The 14,977-nt window shown below is 64.2% G+C and carries 15 protein-coding genes; 5 read left to right on the top strand and 10 right to left on the bottom strand.

Annotated features, from left to right (window positions below):
* The first annotated feature begins 190 nt into the window (after positions 1 to 190).
* Entirely contained in the window at positions 191 to 2,038 is a 1,848-nt protein-coding gene (locus RX328_RS22800) for a D-alanyl-D-alanine carboxypeptidase (RefSeq protein WP_213252059.1), read from the top strand.
* Between the two features lie 252 nt (positions 2,039 to 2,290).
* On the opposite strand, the gene RX328_RS22795 is transcribed toward RX328_RS22800, so the two are convergent.
* The 4 genes from RX328_RS22795 to RX328_RS22780 all read right to left on the bottom strand — a co-directional run bounded on the left by RX328_RS22795 (position 2,291) and on the right by RX328_RS22780 (position 5,962).
* The gene (locus RX328_RS22795; RefSeq protein ID WP_213252060.1) at positions 2,291 to 3,016 is read right to left on the bottom strand and encodes a DnaJ domain-containing protein; all 726 of its coding nucleotides are present in this window, start codon (positions 3,014 to 3,016) and stop codon (positions 2,291 to 2,293) included.
* 67 nt (positions 3,017 to 3,083) lie between these two features.
* On the bottom strand, positions 3,084 to 3,848 hold the full coding sequence (locus tag RX328_RS22790; protein WP_213252061.1) for a VWA domain-containing protein: 765 nt from the start codon (positions 3,846 to 3,848) through the stop codon (positions 3,084 to 3,086).
* A gap of 103 nt (positions 3,849 to 3,951) precedes the next feature.
* Positions 3,952 to 4,848 carry an alpha/beta fold hydrolase gene (locus RX328_RS22785; RefSeq protein ID WP_213252062.1) on the bottom strand — a complete coding sequence of 299 codons (897 nt, stop codon included), beginning with the start codon at positions 4,846 to 4,848 and terminating at the stop codon, positions 3,952 to 3,954.
* Between the two features lie 331 nt (positions 4,849 to 5,179).
* Positions 5,180 to 5,962 (bottom strand): helix-turn-helix transcriptional regulator, encoded by a 783-nt coding sequence (locus tag RX328_RS22780; protein WP_213252063.1) that lies wholly within the window; start codon positions 5,960 to 5,962, stop codon positions 5,180 to 5,182.
* A gap of 94 nt (positions 5,963 to 6,056) precedes the next feature.
* Between RX328_RS22780 and RX328_RS22775 the strand changes: the two genes are divergently transcribed.
* Positions 6,057 to 7,139, top strand: a complete 1,083-nt coding sequence (locus tag RX328_RS22775) for a zinc-binding dehydrogenase (RefSeq protein WP_213252064.1) — start codon at positions 6,057 to 6,059, stop codon at positions 7,137 to 7,139.
* A 24-nt stretch (positions 7,140 to 7,163) separates the two neighbouring features.
* Here RX328_RS22775 and RX328_RS22770 read toward each other — a convergent pair whose 3' ends face one another.
* Positions 7,164 to 8,099, bottom strand: a complete 936-nt coding sequence (locus RX328_RS22770; protein WP_213252065.1) for a division plane positioning ATPase MipZ — start codon at positions 8,097 to 8,099, stop codon at positions 7,164 to 7,166.
* Between the two features lie 318 nt (positions 8,100 to 8,417).
* Between RX328_RS22770 and panC the strand changes: the two genes are divergently transcribed.
* Positions 8,418 to 9,269, top strand: coding sequence for a pantoate--beta-alanine ligase (gene panC, locus RX328_RS22765; RefSeq protein ID WP_213252066.1), 852 nt, complete (start codon positions 8,418 to 8,420; stop codon positions 9,267 to 9,269).
* 119 nt (positions 9,270 to 9,388) lie between these two features.
* Here the strand turns inward: panC and RX328_RS22760 are convergent, their stop codons facing one another.
* The 4 genes from RX328_RS22760 to RX328_RS22745 all read right to left on the bottom strand — a co-directional run bounded on the left by RX328_RS22760 (position 9,389) and on the right by RX328_RS22745 (position 12,176).
* Positions 9,389 to 9,829: a DUF1489 family protein gene (locus RX328_RS22760; protein ID WP_213252074.1), complete on the bottom strand. Its 441-nt coding sequence runs from the start codon at positions 9,827 to 9,829 to the stop codon at positions 9,389 to 9,391.
* Positions 9,830 to 9,885: 56 nt separating this feature from the next.
* Entirely contained in the window at positions 9,886 to 10,866 is a 981-nt protein-coding gene (locus RX328_RS22755; RefSeq protein WP_317258493.1) for a hypothetical protein, read from the bottom strand.
* Positions 10,867 to 11,017: 151 nt separating this feature from the next.
* Positions 11,018 to 11,221, bottom strand: a complete 204-nt coding sequence (locus RX328_RS22750) for a hypothetical protein (protein WP_108517906.1) — start codon at positions 11,219 to 11,221, stop codon at positions 11,018 to 11,020.
* Positions 11,222 to 11,519: 298 nt separating this feature from the next.
* Positions 11,520 to 12,176: a glutathione S-transferase family protein gene (locus RX328_RS22745; protein ID WP_213254400.1), complete on the bottom strand. Its 657-nt coding sequence runs from the start codon at positions 12,174 to 12,176 to the stop codon at positions 11,520 to 11,522.
* A gap of 103 nt (positions 12,177 to 12,279) precedes the next feature.
* Here RX328_RS22745 and RX328_RS22740 point away from each other — a divergent pair, with 103 nt between their 5' ends.
* Positions 12,280 to 12,957, top strand: coding sequence for a DUF599 domain-containing protein (locus tag RX328_RS22740; protein ID WP_213254402.1), 678 nt, complete (start codon positions 12,280 to 12,282; stop codon positions 12,955 to 12,957).
* Between the two features lie 243 nt (positions 12,958 to 13,200).
* On the top strand, positions 13,201 to 14,019 hold the full coding sequence (locus tag RX328_RS22735) for a phytanoyl-CoA dioxygenase family protein (protein ID WP_213254404.1): 819 nt from the start codon (positions 13,201 to 13,203) through the stop codon (positions 14,017 to 14,019).
* A 71-nt stretch (positions 14,020 to 14,090) separates the two neighbouring features.
* On the opposite strand, the gene RX328_RS22730 is transcribed toward RX328_RS22735, so the two are convergent.
* Entirely contained in the window at positions 14,091 to 14,966 is an 876-nt protein-coding gene (locus tag RX328_RS22730) for a hypothetical protein (protein ID WP_249726952.1), read from the bottom strand.
* Positions 14,967 to 14,977: the final 11 nt, after the last annotated feature.

Genomic DNA, 14,977 nt, shown 5'->3' with positions numbered 1-14,977 from the left:
TTCGCCTTCCGACAGACAGCCCGAAAGCTGTTTGTGAACAGCATCTTAGCTAGAACAGCGACCTGATCGGCCACTCCAGCCTTGCCTCATGGCCGGACCGGTACTTCGAACGGGGAACCATCAGCGGCTGGTGGGCACAATTTTGCCTCACGAGCCGGTGATCAAGACAGAAATTGGGACGGGGAAGTAAATGCTTCGTACAACCTTGGCTTCCTCGCGCGCACTGCGAGTGTGCGTCCTCGGACTCGTTACCTTCACGACAGCAATACTGATCTCGAGCGAGAGCGCCGAAGCGCGCCGCCACAAGCACCGTCGGCACCATCACGTCGTGCGCGAAAGCTACAGCCCGCAATTCTCCTCCATCATCGTCGACGGCAATTCAGGCGCGGTGCTCGCATCCAACAATCCCGACGGTATCCGGCGCCCGGCGTCGCTGACCAAGATCATGACGCTCTATCTGCTGTTCGAGCGCCTGGAATCCGGCAAGATGAAGCTCGACACCGAAATGGAGGTCTCCGAGCACGCCTCCGAGCAGGCGCCGACCAAGCTCGGCCTGCGCCCGGGCCAGACCCTGAAGGTCGAGGACGCCATCAAGGGCCTTGTGACGCGTTCCGCCAATGACGCCGCCGTGGTGGTCGCCGAAGCGATTGCCGGCGATGAAGCCGAATTCGCCAGGCTGATGACGCGCAAGGCACGCGCGCTCGGCATGAGCAAGACCACCTATCGCAACGCCTCCGGCCTGCCTAACGACGAGCAACTGACCACCGCGCGCGATCAGGCGACCCTCGGCCGCGCGATCCAGGATCGCTTCCCGCGCTACTACCGCTACTTCGCGACCTCGGTGTTCAATTATCGCGGACAATCGATCCGCAATCACAATCGCCTGCTCGGCAATGTCGAAGGCGTCGATGGCATCAAGACCGGCTACACCCGCGCGTCCGGCTTCAACCTCGTAAGCTCGATGCGCCGCGGCAACCGCCACCTGATCGGCGTGGTGCTGGGCGGCCGCAGCGGCGGTTCGCGCGATGCCACCATGCGCAACCTGCTGGCCGAAAACCTCGAGAAGGGCGCGACCAAGCGCACCGTTGCCGCGATCACCGAGCGCAATCCCGCCGACGGCACCGTCGATGTCGCCGCAGCCGAGACCGTTGCGCGTCCGGCCGAAACGGCTCAGTCCGGCGGTGCCCTCGCCGCCGCCGAACCGGGGCTCGCCGCCATGCCGACAACCCGCTCGATCGCGCCGGCCAAGCCGTCGCTGATGGCGGCGGCCGCCGCTGCCCTGCCCCCTTCGCCCGCCAAGGTCGAACAGAACAAATTCGAGCCGCAAGGCAGGCCCGAACCCGCACCATTGACCAACGGCGTCATCCAGACCCAGCCGATCTCAGCGATCCCCGGCTCGGCTGAGCCGATGAAGCCGGTCAAGGTCAAGACAGTTCAGGTCAAGGCCGGGCCGATGAAGCTCGCTTCCGCCGGCCCCTCGCAGCCCGCGGCGCCGCCGATCACCAACACCATTCCGGCCCGCCCTGAAATCGCCGAGACCTCCAGCGCCGTCGTCGCAAAGGCCGCGGAGACCAAGGCCGAAGCCGCCAGGGTCGCGATGCCGCCGCAGCCGGCCAATCACGGCACCGGACAAGGCGTGCTCGGCGTGTTGCCCGCTTCCAGCCTGACACAGCCCCCCTCGCAAGCCACGCACTCGCAGGCGCTGGCATACGCCGACCCGGCGTCCCACGCCCAACCGCCGGCCGTGCAGCAAAACAGCGCCATCAAGCCGGCCGCGCCGGCGGTGGTCCGCACCGGCTGGATCATTCAGGTGGGTGCGCTTGAAAGCGAAAGCGAGGCCAAGCAGCGGATCGATCTCGCCCGCGCCAAGGCCAGCGCCCTGCTCAGCAAGGCCGATCCCTTCACCGAGCCCGTGGTCGCCAAGGACAACCGCACGCTCTACCGGGCCCGCTTCGCCGGCCTCGAGCGCGATCAGGCCGAAGCGGTATGCAAGACCCTCAAGCGCGCCGATATTTCCTGCATCACCGTTCGCAACTGATCGGGACGTTTCTTTGAATTTGGCAAAGCCGGCGCCGCAAGCGCCGGCTTTGTTGTTTTCCAAACACAGTCGCGACGGCGCTCGCGAGATCACGCTCAAGGCGGTCCGCGAAAACTTCTCGTCAAGGATTTCCGGTTAGGTTTCCCTGCAATGAACGATCGACCGCGCCGGACAACGGCGGGCGATATGGGCGTCAGTCAGAGAACGGAAGCAACTCGCGGTTTGTAGCGTCGGTGGCGTGAGCCGGAGTAGCTAGAGATGCGTGCGAAGAAGAGTATCCTTGGCCTCGTTTACGCGGGCAGCGAGGTACGTCGAGCCCCCTTGGTCGGGATGCAGTTTCTTCATCAGGGCGCGGTGCGCCCGGCTGATGTCGTCACGCCCCGCCCCCGGCTGCAAGCCAAGGATCTGATAGGCTTCCTCGTCCGTCATTTTTCCGCTCGCCGCCGTGCGGCGCTGCCCCCCTGCCGCATCGCCTTGCGCGTTCTGACGCCAAGCGGGAAACCGGCGGTCAAGATAGCTTTCAAGTAACGCGACGCTCTCGGCGTCGAAGGTCGGTATCATCGCGATCAATTGCCGCAGGTCGAATTCGCCGAGCGAACGCCCGGCATTCGGCCCGTCCACGATCCGCCCCGACAGCTCGCCGCTGTCGTGATCGAGATTCATGTCGAGAAACTGCGAACGGACGCGCGAGGTCTGCCCCGACGAACGCTGCGCGCCGCCGCCGAAGATCCCGCCGATATTGCTGAAGCCGCCTGGCCCGAATGGCGACCAGCCGAGCAGGCCGGCGCCGAAGATGCCGAGCGGAATGGCAACCGCGAGCTCGCCGCGCAGCCCGGTGAAAGCTGCGACCGCCAGCGCCACCACGCCGCCCACGATCTTGATAGCGCGCGCAAGCACGACCGGGTTGGCCGCACGAAACATCTGCAGCAGCAAGTACAGAACGACAACGGCGACGACGCCGGCAATCAGGGTTGCCATGGCTCTAATATAGCGATCCCGCAGACGAAAAGCATGATGCTCGCCCGGTCGCAAACCAAAGTCGTAATCACTTCATCTGCCCGATCAGTGCGGCCGCGCCGCTTGTGGTCTTCGACAGCCGCAGCAGCGCTTCGCGCCCGCCGGCAGCGTAGGCTGCGGCGGCGCGCAGCAGCTCGCGCAACTGCGCCGCGGCGCCGGGGTCGAACCTGCACCATGCGCCGCCGGTGAGCCGCGCAATTTCCCGGAACGCCTGCTCGGCGGTCGGATCGTGGCCTTCCTGGAACATGAACACGGGCACCTTGAGCAGGCCGAGCTCGCCGGCCTTGGCGCAGAGGTCGTCGACGGATTCCTCCATGGCGTCGCCAACAAACACCATGGCGCGCACGCCGGACGCCACCGCCTCGCGGCGCGCTTCCGACAGCACCTTGCCGATCTGGGTATTGCCGCCCCGGCAATCGATCTTGCCCATCAGCCGTGCCAATTGCGCGGAATCGGAGATCCAGCCCGTGGCGCGGCATTCGTTGAAGCCGCGGTAATAGACCAGCCTGATATCGAGGCTGCCGAGCGAGGCCGCCTCGCGAAACATGTCGGCCTGCAGCGCGCAGGCCATGTCCCAGGTCGGCTGCCGGCTCATGGTGGCGTCGAGCGCAAACACCAGCCTTCCCCTGGCGTCCGGGCGGTGCGGCGACATCGCGCGCGCTTTCGCCACGAAGGCTGCGATGTCCTCCGACGCCGACGGCTTGGTCTCGGGCAACGGGCCGCCTTTGCGCGCCTCGGCTCTTGCCGAAGCAACATCGTCTGCCGATTTGGGTTTGGTGGGTTCGCCGGCCATGAGCGCTCGCGAGTAACAGCAAGCTCTATTTGGGACGGCGCCTACAGCGGGTCAATGCGCCAACTCATGACGCAGCCGCAAATGCACGATAGCGGTAGGTTGTCTAGTTCGTGACTGGCTTGTTCTTCGGCGGCGGATTGCTGGCCAGCGGAACGGACAGCGGCACCGGTCCCGGGCTGCTGGTCAGAACGTCAGGCACCTTGGCGGGCACGGGCTTGAGCGCGCTCCTGTCGGACTCGTCAAGGAACCTGTCGAGCATCGACTGGATCGAGGACTTGGCCGCGTCAGGCCCGGTGTCGCGCATATCGTTATGCTGGAAGCCGGTGTTCACGACCGTGATGCCGGCCTGCTCGCATTGCTCGTCGTCGGGCACGACGCCGGGGTCGGGCTTGAAATGCGTATCCGTAGAGCGGAACGACAGGATCTTGAACTTGCCTTCGGTGAGGAACGGCACACGCAGATTGTCCAGCGTCACGACCTTCTTGATCTCGTCGGGATACTGCTTGGCGAAATACATCGAGATGTCGCCGCCCATCGAGTGGCCGACCATCGTCACCTTCTCATAGTCGGCGTTGGGCTGGACCTTCCTCATTTCGTGGATAGCGAAATGGATGTTGGCGACGCCGCGCTGAATCTGCGGCAGACGGCCGACATAGGGCTCGCCGATCTTGGTCACCATCGGCGGATCGGTCGGCAGATCGTGCTGCGGACTGACCGCAAGATAGCCGCGCCAGGCGAACACGTTCGACAGGAATGAATACTCGGTGTTCTTGACGGTGTTACCGTGATTGAGGATCGCAACCGGCAGGTTGATCAAGCCGGCATTGGCCTGCATTTCCTTGTCGCGGCGGACGGCAATATGCACCGCGACCAAGCGGTTGTCGCGGACGGGATCATGAAACGCGATAGTCTCATGCCGGATCGCCCACTTGCTCGCGGTGAAATACGCGACAGCGACCAGCACCGAGAGTGAAAGCAGAACGAGAATTCCACGTTTCATATTTGTCTTCGTCCTCGCGCCCCGTGGGGCCCAACCCTGTTTGAGACTCTTTCGGTCCCTTGTTGATGATATATGTCACGATGGCGTGACATAAAGGCTAAATGTTGTGTATTGACCGCCTGATCGTTGTGCGATGCACTCATCTATTGTGCAGCCGCTCGGTTCCACAAATTCGGCCTCCTTTTTACTTATGACGCCTCCTTTCAAGCTTCGGTTCGAGCATCCGATAAAAGTCTAATGGAAACGGCGTACTGCAGGGCCGGTTCCCGGGAACCGCTGCGTCACAGTGCGTCACGGTGCGTTAATACCCGCGGCGGGTCCCAGAGGGGACTTAAACCGTCGTGTAGATGACAAGCTTCAAAGCCGGGTCGTCATTGGCCTGGAAACTCGCATACTCCAGTTTGAGCTGCCCCTTTTTGGGATGGGTCAAGGATTTCCGTCCTGCCGCGACGCCGCTGACGTCATGGGCCTCCCACCAGCCAATAAATTCCGGACAGCCTTCCCGCAGGCGCGCCAGCAGGTCGCGAAAGGCAGGATCGCCGGCCCACAGGTCATGCGTCGCCCTGAACTGGGCAACCATGCGCTGGGCCTCATCCGCCCATGACGCGCCGAACAGCCGCCTCTTCGCGGGATTGGTCAGTACCGAGAGCAGGCTGTTGCGATCGGCTTCCGCAAGCCGGCTGAACGCAAAGATTTCGTCGGCGGCCGCATTCCAGGCGAGAATGTCCCAGCGTCGGCCGGTGACATAGGCCGGCAGGTTGAGTTGCTCGACCGTGCGGCGGACCGCGGACGGAACGGTCTCGCGGACAAAGGCACGCCGGTCGGTATTTTGCGTCAGCTCCTTCAGATGCCGGTGTTCGGCCCTGGTCAGCCGCAGCGCGCGCGCCAGTGCATCGATCGTTGCTGCCGAAGGGCTGACGGATCGTCCCTGCTCGAGTCGGATGTACCAGTCGACGCCGATACCGGCGAGGTCGGCCACTTCCTCCCGCCGCAGGCCGGGCGTGCGCCGCCGGCCGCCGGACAGGCCGACCGCCTTCGGCGTCAGTTTCTGCCGCCGCGAGCGCAGGAAGTCTCCGAGTTCGCTTTGCCTTGAATTCGTGCCTGGTTCTGCCATGCGCGCGGCGCTCCGTAGAAGGGTCCCAATCCTAGGATGATACCAGGTCTTGTTGGGGTGCGAGAATGCGACTTCGTCGAAACGAGGAGACCCCATGAAGGCTGCCGTTCTGAACGCGTTCGGATCGCCGCTTGCGATCGAGACGCTTCCCGACCCGCTGCTCGGCACCGGCGAGGTTATCGTCGACGTCATCGCGAGCCGCGTGCTGGCCCATGCCAACGAGGTCCTCAGCGGGCAGCGAAAATACCTGCTGGAATTACCCGTGGTGCCGGGCCCGGGTGCGATCGGCCGTGTCCGTGCCACCGGCCCCGACGCGACCCGCCTCCGGCCCGGCGATTGGGTCTATTGCGATCCGACAGTGCGCTCGCACGACAATGCGCTATCGCCCGACATCGCCCTGCAGGGGCTCACCGCCGGCAGCGAGGGCGGGCTGCACCTGCAACGGTATTTCCACAACGGCGCCTGGGCCGAACAGATGCGCGTGCCGACCGAAAACGCGGTTCCGATCGTCGAGATCGACGAGAAGGACGCAAGCCGCTGGTGTGCGCTCGGCACCCTGCTCGCCCCCTTCGGCGGCTTCCTTGCCGCACAACTGCAGGCCGGAGAGATCGCGCTGGTCAACGGCGCCACCGGCAGCTTCGGCAGTGCGGCCGTCGCCGTCGCATTGGGGATGGGCGCGCAATGCGTAGTCGCGACCGGGCGGAACGAGCAGGCGCTGGCTGAGCTGACGCGGCGGTTCGGCGCGCGTGTCCGAGCCGTGCCGATGCGCGGCCACCAGGCCGACGATCACGACCGCATCCTGCAGGCGGCGCCCGGCCCGATCGACTGCGTGCTCGACATCCTCCCGCCGGCGGCCAACGCCGCGCAGGTGCGCACCGCCATGATGGCGGTGCGGCCTTACGGGCGGGTGGTGCTGATGGGCGGCGTCGGCATGCTCGGGGGCGCCGGCCTCGACCTGCCCTACTCCTGGATGATGCGAAACTGCATCACCCTGCGGGGGCAATGGATGTACCCACCGCATGCGGCCGTGCTGATGACCGGCTTGATCAGTGCCGGCCTGGTCGATCTCGATCATTTTGAGATCACCGCGTTCGATCTGGACCGCGCCAACGAGGCGGTCGCGCATGCCGCCGCGCACAGCGGTCCGTTCAAAATGACGGTGATCCAGCCGCGATAGGCCGGCAAAGCGGGCCGATGGCGGTCAAGCGCTGATGATGTCGCCGATGATGTCGTGGACTTCGAGCGGCTTGTCAACCTGGGTGAACCATTCGGCGCGGTTGGCGGCGCGGCGGCGGCCGCGCTCGTCGAGCGGCAGCTTGAGCTGGCGCAATAGGCTGGTCACTTCCTCGCGCGCCGTGATGTGGCCCATGCTGGGGCGGGTGCCGAGGGTAGCCTCGTCGATGTCGTCGAGGGCGGTCAGGCCGCGCGGGAAGAATTCGCGGTAGACCACCCGCTCGGCGAATCCATCGATGGCACGGAAGCCGAGCCGCAGCGAAAGGTCCTTCAGGCTGTCGGCGACGAGCTGCTTGTTGCGCGATCCGATCATCGACAGGCGGTTGCGCACCACGATCCAGTCGGTGGTGGAGCCATCGAGCTGGCGGCGCTTGCGCCTGGTGTCGCGGACCATCTCGGCGTAGTGGCTTTCGCCGGTTACGGAATAGGTGGCCGGATCGACAGTGCCGAGCACGTCGAAATCGAGGAAGCTGTCGTTGATCGGGGTCACCAGCGTGTCGGCCATCGAATGCGCCAGCCGCATCAGGTAGGAGTCCGAACCGGGCGTATCGATGACGATGAAGTCGAAGGCGCGCTCGACCGTGCCGACCGCCGCCGCGAACTGCTGGAACTCCGAGTTTTCATTGTCGGCGATCTGCATCGTCTCGCCGAGCTTGATACAATAGTGAACGGGGATTTCGAGATCGAGACCGGTGCGGCGCGCCCACGCGCTCCGGTTGGCGATGTAGCGGGTAAAACTCTGCTGGCGGCAGTCGAGGTCGATGGTGGCGACGCGCTGCCCGGCCTTCATCAGGGCAACAGCAATATGCAGCGCGGTGGTCGATTTTCCGGATCCGCCCTTCTCGTTGCCGAGCACGACGACATGCGCCGAACCGAATTGACCCTGACTCGCCTGAAGCAACATGATTCAACCCCCGCACGATATCTTCAAATCACAGCGCGGCTGCGGTCAAGTGAAATGCGTGACGACGCATTCGATTCGCTCGCGGTGTGTCTTAATCATGAATCCGATGGTGCGGATTTCGTTCCGTTGCGCGATCGGCTCGCATTGTTTCAATCAGCGAGGCGCGCACGTCTAACTTTCGCGTTGAGCTGCCGCAGGCTTGTCATTCCGAGTAACCTTGGCGGCAAAGCTCGGGCCTTATAAGGTCGGCCCGCCCGCCGAAAGCATCGGGGCCACCGGCCCCTCACCCCGTCACAAGCTGCAAGAGATCGAGGCAAGATGTCGCGAAGTCCCATGGTCGTCCGTACCGTTCCCGCATTACGCCGCGCCGTCGAGACCTTGCGCGCCCGCAAAGCCGCCGTCGCGCTGGTGCCGACCATGGGTGCGCTTCATGACGGACACATGTCGCTGGTCCGCCTCGCCAAGCGTCGCGCACAGAAAGTCGTCGTCTCAATCTTCGTTAACCCGACGCAGTTCGCGCCGACGGAGGATTTCGGTTCGTATCCGCGCACCTGGAGGGCCGACCTTGCCAAACTCACCGCCGAGAAGGTCGACCTGGTCTGGAATCCGGACGTCAAAGCGATGTACCCGGACGGCTTCGCGACAAGGATCGTGCCCGAAGGTCCGGCTATCGCCGGGCTTGAGGATCGTTTCCGGCCGCATTTCTTCGGCGGCGTCGCCACCGTGGTTGGCAAGCTGTTCACGCAGGTTCGGCCGGACATCGCGATCTTCGGCGAGAAGGACTATCAGCAATTGCGGGTGGTGACTCAGATGGCCGCCGATCTCGACCTCGGCGTCAAGGTGATCGGCTCGCGCACCGTGCGGGAACGCGACGGGCTGGCGATGTCCTCACGCAACATCTACCTCTCGGCCGAGGAACGGCAGACGGCACCGACGCTCTATCGCGCCATGAAGGAAAGCGCAAAACGGCTGAAGGCCGGCGAGGATTTCGAGGCCGCGATGGCGGCGGGCCGCGAACTGATCACCGCCGCGGGCTTCGCGCTGGACTATTTCGAGGCCCGGCACGCCGGGACGCTGGCGCCGATCGCATCGGTCAAGGAAGGACCGGTGCGGATCCTTGTCGCCGCGAAGCTCGACACGACCCGCTTGATCGATAACATCGGTGTCTAGAGCCTTTCGGTTCTGATTGAATCAGAGCCGGGCCTAGATTCTTGTTTTGACGCGTTTTCTTGACGCGAACCGGTATCCACTTCGCTGGAAAACGCTTTGGTGCATAGCCGCAGCCCCGGTCAGAGCAACCCGAGATCGCGCAATTCGCGCCGCATCGGTTCCGGCATCGCGGCGACGCTGGCGGCGGAGGATTTGGTGAGGTCCGGGGGTGCTGCGTCCTCGGTCAAATAGCGCCAGCCCTGGAACGGGCGCATCGGCCGCGGCGAGACGGCAAACACCCTGGGCTGCATCACCAGGCGGCACCGCCCGATACCGTCCTTGTCGCGGAACGGTTCGATCGCGATGATCTTTTCGCGCGCGGCGATTTCACCCTTGATGACCCAATAGAGCGAACCGCCGGCGAGGATCTCGCCGTCGCGCTTGGGCGTCATCCGTGTGACGTGGACGTGACGAAGCGGCAGGCCCTTTTTCTTGGCGGTTGCCATGCGTTCGGCAACCCATCCTTTGAGTTCTTTGACCGACTCGCAGCCAACGGCGAGCTTGATGAGATGAAGCGGCATGATCCCGCCGATGTAGCGGCCCAGGCGCACTTTGAAAAGGTCACTCGTTGTGGAGATCACTGCTCGTTGTCGGCAGCCCCTGAAGCCGACGGCGCGAGCTGGACCGGTGCCGCAGTGGACGGCCGTTTCGGCGGCGGTGGCGGCTTCTTGGCGGCGGCTAGCGCTGGAGAGGGTGACGCTGATGGTGCCGGCGGCGGCGCCGCGGCCGGTCGCGGCGCCGCCGCCGATGCCGGTGCAGCTGTGGCCGGTGGCGACGGCTTCGCCGGCGGCTCGGGCGTCATGATGCTGACTGGCGGGGTCGAAGCTGAGGTCGGGAATTCGGCATTGGTCGGCTTCCCTGTCGGCACCGACGGCGGCAGCGCGGCAACCAGGCCCGCCGTCGCGGTCTGCGCCGGCGCATTCCACGACGCCGCATGGCGCATAACCAGGCTCTCGTAGACACGGTCTTCCATGTTGGCCGCGACCTGACGCGTGTCGGTCAGCGCGCGGAACGCGCGGCAGGCCGCTGGCGTACAGCGGTCACGCACCGTCAGCACATAGGCCATCAGCCCGTAACGGTCGCGCTCGACGGCGCGGCGCAGCGCCAGCAAGTCGGAGCCGCCCCCCTTGTTCGCGGTGACGACATCGCCCAGCGAGGTCAACAGCGTGATCTGCGAGGCGGCGTAGGCAACCGCCGCCGCCACCGACTCGGCCGAACCGAACAGCGCCTTCTCGCACGCGGTGAGGACGGCATCACCGGCGAGCTCATCGATACAGGAAAGCTGCGGCAATGCGGCGGTGGCTGTCAGAACCGGGCGAGCCTCCGTCGGCTGAACCGCGTTTGCCGTGCCGAAGCCGCGGAAGGTCACAGCTCCCGCGACGCCGATCGCAAGCAGCGTGACGAGCGCCAGCACGCCGTTGGCCACGGATCTCTCCGAGCGCAGCAGCGTAATCAGAACGACGAGCCCGACAAAGCCGGCCGTGGCCAGCGTCAGGTACAGTGGAAGGTTCGGCGAGCGCCAGATCTGATCCAGCGAAGCAGCCCAGGCCCAGTTCATGCGCAGTGTCCCTCAACGCAGCATCAAACGCGATCGAAACACGAATGCGTCTTTGTCGCATTCGCTTTTCGGCAGAATGGTTCTGCGAACGGGGCCTTTTGACGGCGCTTTGAATGGAACTCCGTCAGCCGGCTGCTTGCACACGACTGTTTCAGGAAATCGCGAGCTGGCTTTCCTTGGCGACCCGTTCGAAAGCTTCGGTCGAGCTTTTGATGCGATACTGACAGTCGTCGCCATCGGTCGGCAGCAGCCGGATCACCTCATAGGTGCCGCTGGCGGCCGGACGGGCCACGTTGCTGGCAGTAAAATAGACAGTCTCTCCAACGGAGTACTTATGCTTCAACGCCCTCTCCATTACGCAAGAACGCCGGCCGCGCTCACGGTCCCGCTAGCTTTCGGCCGACTTGAGAACCCCGCGACAACCTAGCACAGGCTAGCCCCCAAAAGCCAGTGGAATAGAGGCATGGCAAATGCGCAATTCTGCATGTTTTTCAGGGCGATAAGTGGCAATCCTGGGGTTCCCCCGAGAAACCTCACTTTCGGCGCCGGGACCGCTTTTCCCAATATCGGACAACTAACGGAGGATTGATCGAGTGCCACGGGCTCGCGGGCAGGCCCATGCGCCCCCAACCGCGCCTGCGTCGCGCCCTTCGTCAGACCGTCTCAAACCGGTCAATGACGAGCGTTTCGGCAAGGCCGGCGCGGGTCCATTCCTGGAATGCCGGAAACGACATCATCGCATCGAAATAGTGCCTCGCCTCGCCCCTCACCTCGATCGCATAGGTGCGAAAGCGATGCACCACCGGCGCAAACATCGCGTCTGCCCCGCCGAACGCTCCGAACAGGAACGGTCCGTCCTTGCCGTAACGGCGATGACAATCGGACCAGATCTCCTGAATGCGCGCCACATTGGCGCGTGCATCCTCCGACAGATCGACGGCACCGATCGGGCGGTGCAGGTTCATGCCGCATTCGTTGCGCAGCGGCATGAATCCCGAATGCATTTCCGCCGAAATCGAACGCGCATGCGCCCGGCGGGCGCGGTCTTCCGGCCACAGCTTCGCCTGCGGGTATTTCTCGGCGAGATACTCGATGATTGCGAGCGAATCCCACACCGTGATGTCGCCATCGATCAGCGTCGGCACCTTGCCTGAGTCCGAAAAGCTCAGGATCCGGTCCTTGTCCGCCTTGTCGTTGGTGTAGAGCGGAATGAACACCTCCTCAAAGGGGATGTCATTGGCGCGCAGCGCCAGCCATGGCCGCATCGACCATGACGAATAGTTCTTGTTGCCGATGACCAGTTTCAACATTTTGCGGGGAAATCCTGTTTGGACCGGCATCTTGCCATAGTGCACCGCACACGTCCAACCTGTACATCACGATCGCACAAGCCATCATCGGGGATGCCGCCACATGGGCACCTACTGGGTCGATATCGCCGCCGTCGCCTTCTTCGTCGTCGAGTGGCTGGCCTATGGCTTCACGCTCGAACACACGGCTTACGGCCGCGACAGCCTGTCGGCGCGCATGAATGCGTACCGTGAGGTCTGGGTGCGCAACATGCTCGACCGCGAGGCACGGATGGTCGACATGCAGATCATGGCCTCGCTGCAGAACGGCACCGCCTTCTTCGCCTCCACCAGCCTGATCGCGATCGGCGGCGCACTGGCGCTGCTGCGGGCGACCAACGATGCATTGGCCGTGCTTCGCGAGCTGCCGGTCGATCTCACCCCCTCGCCGGCGCTGTGGGAGATCAAATGCGTCGGGCTGATCCTGATCTTCATCTACGCCTTCTTCAAATTCGCCTGGTCGTATCGCCTGTTCAACTATGTCGCGATCCTGCTCGGCGCGATGCCACCCTCGTCGCAGCGCGACACGGCGGAAGCAGAAGCCCACGTCATGCGCACGACGCGCCTATTCGAGGCGGCGGGGCGGCATTTCAACCGCGGCCAGCGCGCGTTCTTCTTCGCGCTCGGCTATCTTGGCTGGTTCGTCAGCCCCTGGGTGTTGCTGATCACGACCGCACTCGTCGTGATCGTGACCTGGCGGCGGCAGTTTGCGTCGAACGCGTGGCGAGCGATGGGGAACTGATGAGCCGGCGGCTTTATTGATGCCTCAAACCGCGCGTGTTATCCCTCCGGCCACCATGATGATGATCCGCATCTTCAATATCGCTTCGGCCTTGTTCCTCAGCCGCTAACGGCCTGCCCGCGCCAGCGGGCGGAAACGACGCGTTCGTGCCGTTTTCGGCGCCAGCGCGATTCAGGGACCGAATGAGCCAACCATCCTCGCGACACGCGATGATGTCGGCTGGCCAAGTGATATGAGGATTTCATGCCTTCTAATACAATCCGACACGTGCGCGCGCTCAGCGACGCACAACTGAATCAGTTTGTTCAAGACGGGTTTGTCCGGCTGGACAACGCTTTCCCCGAGCAGCTTGCCGAGCAAGGCCGCGCCATTCTCTGGCGCGACACCGGATGCGATCCCTGCGACAAGAAAACCTGGACCCGGCCGGTGATCCGGCTCGGCTATTACGCACAGGAGCCGTTTCGGAAAGCGGTGAACACGCTGGTGCTCCACGCTGCCTTCGACCAGCTCGTCGGAAGCGGCCGCTGGCGACCACGCGCGGACCTCGGCAGTTTTCCGGTGCGCTTCCCGCATGCCGAAGATCCCGGCGATACTGGCTGGCACGTCGACCTCAGCTTCCCCGGCCCATCGGACGATCCAAACGAGCGGAACGATTTCGCCTCGTGGCGGGTCAACGTGACATCGCCTGGCCGCGCGCTGCTGATGCTCTTCCTGTTTTCCGATATTGGCGAACTGGATACGCCGACCCGCATCAGGGTCGGCTCGCACCTCGATATGGCGCGATTGCTCGAACCTGCTGGTGATGCCGGCATGTCGCACCTGATGCTCGCTGATGTGGCGGCCGAGCGTCCGGAAGCGCTGGCCGTAGGAAAGGCCGGCACGGTCTATTTGTGTCATCCGTTCCTGATCCATGCCGCGCAGCCGCACCGGGGTTCGAGGCTGCGCTTCATGGCGCAGCCGCCCCTGCATCCGGCCGAACCTGTCCGGCTTGAACGGGAGGACGGCGAATATTCGCCGGTTGAAATGGCGATCCGGCGCGCGCTGCAGGAAAATCCGGACTGAAAACCGGACTGAGAAGCGAATTGATGCCGTCCGGATCGGGACTCCCGAACCGGGCGGCATTCGTGAAAATGTTAGCCGCTTGTAAAATCCTGCGGGGTAAAGCTGAGGTCGAGCACCTTCCATTCGCCGTAGCGATCTACCGGCAGCATGGCATAGGGCTGGCAGGCCGAAAGCGCGCGGACGGCGCCCTGCATCAGCAATGGTCCCTTCATGGAGGCGCTGGCCTCGATCAGGATCGGTTCCGCGGCGAGCCTGCCGTCCGGCGCCATCAGGACACGCAGCTTGACCTTGACGTCGTCGGTGCCCGACACCGAGTTCGGCAGTTTCAAGCAGGTCTTCAGGTGCCGGCGGAATTCCGCGATCACGGAGCTCGATATGTCGGCGGCTTCGGTCGCCGGCCCATCGAAATCGTCGTCCTTGTTGCGGGCTTGCGCCGAAGCTTGCGGCTGCAGCGAGACGTCGGGCGGCAAGCCCAGCACCACCTGATATTTGATCGAGATATCCGGCTCGGGCGGCGTGTAGGCCGGTGCCGCCGATTGTGGCAGCGGCGACGCAACCGGCTGCGGCTCGGCCGCGCGTTGCGTGGCGAGTGCTGCCTGGTGCTGTGACCGCGGCTGTAGCTGCTCTGACGGCGGAGGTGGACTGGCAGCGGCAGGCTTTTCCAGCAGCGAGAAATCAGGCTGCGGGGTTGGCGCTGGCTCCGGCCTGGTCTCAGCGGCTTGCTGTTCCGCCGGCTTTGGCGGCTCGGGAATTTCCTGCGGCATGACGATTTCGACCGGGACCTGCTCGGCGGTCACCGTGCCGAACGGATGCACGTCCGAAAACAGCAGCACCAGCGTCAGCAGCGACACATGCGCGATCGCCGACGCCGTGATGTCAGAGGGTATGATCCGCCGCAGCTCCATCGCATCCGCAACGATGTTCGATATTCCTTGGCCTGCCAGCATAGCGGTCGGCG

Origin of the sequence: Bradyrhizobium sp. sBnM-33 (assembly GCF_032917945.1) — a bacterium.
Classification (GTDB): domain Bacteria; phylum Pseudomonadota; class Alphaproteobacteria; order Rhizobiales; family Xanthobacteraceae; genus Bradyrhizobium.
Note: the sequence above shows the minus strand (reverse complement) of the source record. Positions and strands in the feature narration are given on the sequence as shown.